The organism is Prevotella sp. AM23-5, from assembly GCF_003473645.1.
Taxonomy (GTDB): Bacteria; Bacteroidota; Bacteroidia; order Bacteroidales; family Bacteroidaceae; genus Prevotella; species Prevotella copri_A.
Window position 1 is genome coordinate 1 of the sequence record NZ_QUCG01000129.1, and the last position, 3,936, is coordinate 3,936.

The following is a 3,936-nucleotide window of genomic DNA, read 5'->3' on the forward strand; positions in this document are numbered from 1 at the left end:
TTGCCATCCAGAATCAGATGCTTCAGGCAATCCAGCGTATCCAGCAGCACACCATGGATAGTACCACGGCTGTATGGAGAGTTGTGCTCAGAGATGTGGGTAACGAAATCCTCGAAACTCATCTCACGGTCGCTCACGGCAGTAGCATACCAGAGCTTCTTACCTGCGTTTTCACCCGTCTGAGGGGTACGTGTAATCTTACGATACTTACTAGTTCCTTGTCCCATAATCAATCAGTTTTTAAAGGGTTAATAATTCAATTTTTAATGGTTAATCATTCAGTTTTTTGTCACTCATCCGATTGGCGCCTTATCTCTGAATGACGGTGCAAAGATACGGCTTTTTTCTGGAACCAACAAATTTTGGGTGGCGATAAGGGCCGATTTTCAGCAGCTTTCAATTTGAAACTACGTTAATAATCCTAACTCGTAAGATAGGGAAGAAAGAAGCATTGAGTTGCGTTCCCGGAAATATAGTTTTTTGTCCTAAAGTTCTTCCAGTAAGATGGTTAAGCAGAATATCCATCAGCTGCCAAAAGTGACTCAGTGACTCAGTGACTCAGTTTATTTCAGCCCGTATATTCTACCCTCTTTATAGTAGATATATTATATATATAATTTATATATAATATATCTACTATATACTTACAATCTGTAAGCAGAAAACAACCCCAATAGGGGGTCGGAAATAAACTGAGTCACTGAGTCACTGAGTCACTGAGTCACTGAGTCTCTTTTTGGGGGATATCCGCCAGGTATCATCATCCTCCCTTAATCTTTCAGATTGCTATCTCTTGTCAATAAATAAGAAATACCAGCAAATGGTATAGACGGAAGCAAAAGATTGCCCCACCAACTTTTTCCAAACTTTTTTGAGAAAACTCTTGTTGGTTTCAAAAGAAAATCGTAACTTTGCTCCTATAAAAGAAGCATTAACACGCCCTGAGGTTTCATTCGCTACACCCCACACGCCCTGAGGTTTCATTCGCGATACCCCACACGCCCTGAAAGGGCAGAAGCTCCTAGCCCAGGGCAACGCCCTGGGTATTAATGACATATAAACCAACGCCCTGAAAGGGCAAAAGCTTTACAATTATGGCACAATCATTATCAAAAATTTACATCCATTTGATTTTCCATATCAAAACCACGAGCCCAAAAATCCGTGAAAATGATTTGGAGCGACTTCATAATTATATCGGTAAACTTGTTAAAACTACGGGATGTGCCGAGATAAAGGCAGGTGGTGTAGGAGATCATGTTCATGTCTTGTTCATTTTATCCAAAGACGTCACGATTTCCCAGATTGTGGAGGAGATTAAGCGAAACAGCAGCAGATGGATTAAGAATCTCGACCCTGCGTATTATCATTTTTTCGCATGGCAGGGTGGTTATGCCGCCTATTCCATCAGCCAATCAGTTGTGGATAAAACATTACAATACATTGCCAATCAGAAAGAGCATCACACAAAGCATTCGTTTGCAGAGGAATATAGAGCGTTCTTGCAATTATATAATGTGGAATATGATGAAAATTTCGTATTCCGGGATTAGGTGGGCTGCGTGATATTGTAAAGCTTTTGCCTAGTAATTGAAAGCTTTTGCCCTTTCAGGGCGACAGGCTCGCATACAACATACCCAGGGCGATGCCCTGGGCTAGGAGCTTCTGCCCTTTCAGGGCGTGTGGGAACAGGAGCTTCCATCCTTTCAGGATGAGAGGAAGTGTAGCGCTAAAATGCTCACTTCCTCTCTTTTTTTTTGTAAAACACCTTATTTAACGTTAAACCGGCTAAAAGACCTTAAAAACTAGGGAATCATAGAGATTCCCAACTCTATTGCATAAATAAATCTTTCTTTTTACTTTTGCCTGAAAAAACAATATGACAGATCTTATTCAAGGACATATTAACCATAACGACTTCATAAGGCATGAAGGAATCAAGAGGCTGAGCAAGCTTCTTAACTCCCTAGTGGCTGATAAGATCATTGTGGCTTATCGCTTGGAGATAGATTTTAAACTTGATCACAAGACATTGGACAAGCTGAAACAGGAGGATTTGACTGTCGCTCAATATACACTTGATAAAATGAAATTTGCCAGCGCTTATTATCTTGGCGAATATCGTGCAAAAGTGAATCGGATAAACGATGAAAAGATTAAGCGTGAAAAACTAGAAAAAATATCAGAGTACGAAGAAAGCTACAAGAGCGCCCTGGGATACCAGGCTGATGCTTGCCTGACCTTATATAATATGGGCGAGGACTTGAGAATAACGTACAACCCTGACATAATTAAGAATACCTACGAAACAGAAATGAATCATTAGGTTATTGTATTAACTTTAAATTTTTAGCAGAAACAGAAAGTAACTAAACGAAATTTGGGTTATCTGCTTGCCGATAGGAAGAGATAGCCCCCTAGTCGAACAGACCTTGCTAACGCCCTCATTAATTGTCAGCGCAACAGGCTTATATTTTAACCACCACAATACTTCTATAAGCGGAGTGGACAATTAATAATGATAAATATGGCAGATTCATTATAGCTTAGGGCGTAGCCGGCTTTTACTGCACCCCTGCGCCCATCACGAAAAGCACTCTATCCTATCGGCTAAATAATTGAGGGTTCAATAAACATACACTCAAACCATCTAAAATTGAAACATCCAATGGAAATAACTAAAGAATTAGAAGCATTAGCAAAGTACCAAAATAGTGGCGCACCGATCATTTTTGCTGATTGCCAAATTGTATTTGGCGATAATGCCACATTATTTGGCGATATCCTGAAGAAGGATACTGCACACGCATCAACAACACAGGATCCGCAGGGCGTTGACCCAAAATTCAAGACGGAGAAAGCGAAAGCTATTTTCAAAAAGTTAGCAGAAAATGGATATACACATACTGAAGGCTCTTCTTACGTGTGGGATGTATCTCAGGCTGAATATGGTTACATGGTCTATATCGTTTCTGACCTTTTGAATATCAAGCATCCTTCTTCCAACCGAATCTTGTGGATGGAGTTTAGAGCTATATTTTCTAATGCTGAGAGTATGGAGAGTTCTGCAAAGGTAGCTGTGAGCAAATCAGTTTCCTGCTATGAGTCTTATAAGTCTTGGCCTAATGAAGCAAAAAAAATCAGAAATATTTTGTTGTAGTAAGAGTTTGATATATAGGAAGATGCGAAGAACTAATCTTCCTAATGTACATAAACTTTAGTCAATTTAACGGCAATTTCGCCGTACCTTTGCCTCGCAATCAGATGATAAAGTCTGGTTGCGGGGCTTTTCTGTATATGGAAAACCGGTACCATTTCCTGGTGCGGAATTTAGCGGATGGTCGCAGCCCCAACTTGATAATACATATATGAATATGGATAAGAACAATATGAAGCCGTATGTTTTCAAGCATCCGGATTATGGATGGCTCAGAGTCCTGGTGGTGGACGGGATTCCCTATTACTGCATCCTCGATGTGAGATTCATCTTTGATAAGGGACCCAAGAAGCTATATAAGGCTATCGCACTCTCTACTGGTGAGGTAAGAAGCTTCAAGATCGTGGTAAAGCCCCATAACAAGGAGAACCATAATCCCTTTTTCAATGGCAAGGAGATCGGTGTGTCTCGTAAGAGAAAAAAGGATATTACCGTGGATTACAACTTCTGCGACGAACAGCTGATTGCTGACTTGCTGAATCAGAACAATCCTGACGAGAGTCTGGGCTTCAAGTGGATAACGGGATTCGTAAAGAGGGTTCTTGCCCATCCCGAGGTTCGTGTGCTGTATGATGCGCAGGAGGCAGAGGTGGTGGCTGACAATTCCATCAGCCAGCCCAACAGCATCGTCTTGTCTGACAACACACTTTGGATCAACGACCAGGTTTTTCATTAACTGAACTTTCGCATATGGTTCAAGAACGGGCTGAAGGCCCAAA

At 41.1% G+C, this 3,936-nt stretch carries 4 protein-coding genes and 1 pseudogene; 4 read left to right on the forward strand and 1 reads right to left on the reverse strand.

Annotated features, from left to right (window positions below; translation table 11 throughout):
* Window positions 1–227, reverse strand: a pseudogene (locus tag DW657_RS16740) (DNA-binding protein); the annotation flags it as partial.
* Between the two features lie 867 nt (window positions 228–1,094).
* Here DW657_RS16740 and DW657_RS16750 point away from each other — a divergent pair.
* The 4 genes from DW657_RS16750 to DW657_RS16765 all read left to right on the forward strand — a co-directional run bounded on the left by DW657_RS16750 (window position 1,095) and on the right by DW657_RS16765 (window position 3,893).
* The gene (locus DW657_RS16750) at window positions 1,095–1,553 is read left to right on the forward strand and encodes a transposase (RefSeq protein ID WP_118313496.1); all 459 of its coding nucleotides are present in this window, start codon (window positions 1,095–1,097) and stop codon (window positions 1,551–1,553) included.
* 326 nt (window positions 1,554–1,879) lie between these two features.
* Window positions 1,880–2,326, forward strand: a complete 447-nt coding sequence (locus DW657_RS16755; protein WP_118313497.1) for a hypothetical protein — start codon at window positions 1,880–1,882, stop codon at window positions 2,324–2,326.
* 342 nt (window positions 2,327–2,668) lie between these two features.
* Window positions 2,669–3,160, forward strand: a complete 492-nt coding sequence (locus DW657_RS16760) for a hypothetical protein (protein WP_118313498.1) — start codon at window positions 2,669–2,671, stop codon at window positions 3,158–3,160.
* A gap of 214 nt (window positions 3,161–3,374) precedes the next feature.
* Entirely contained in the window at window positions 3,375–3,893 is a 519-nt protein-coding gene (locus DW657_RS16765) for a hypothetical protein (RefSeq protein WP_147381991.1), read from the forward strand.
* The last annotated feature ends 43 nt before the right edge of the window (window positions 3,894–3,936 follow it).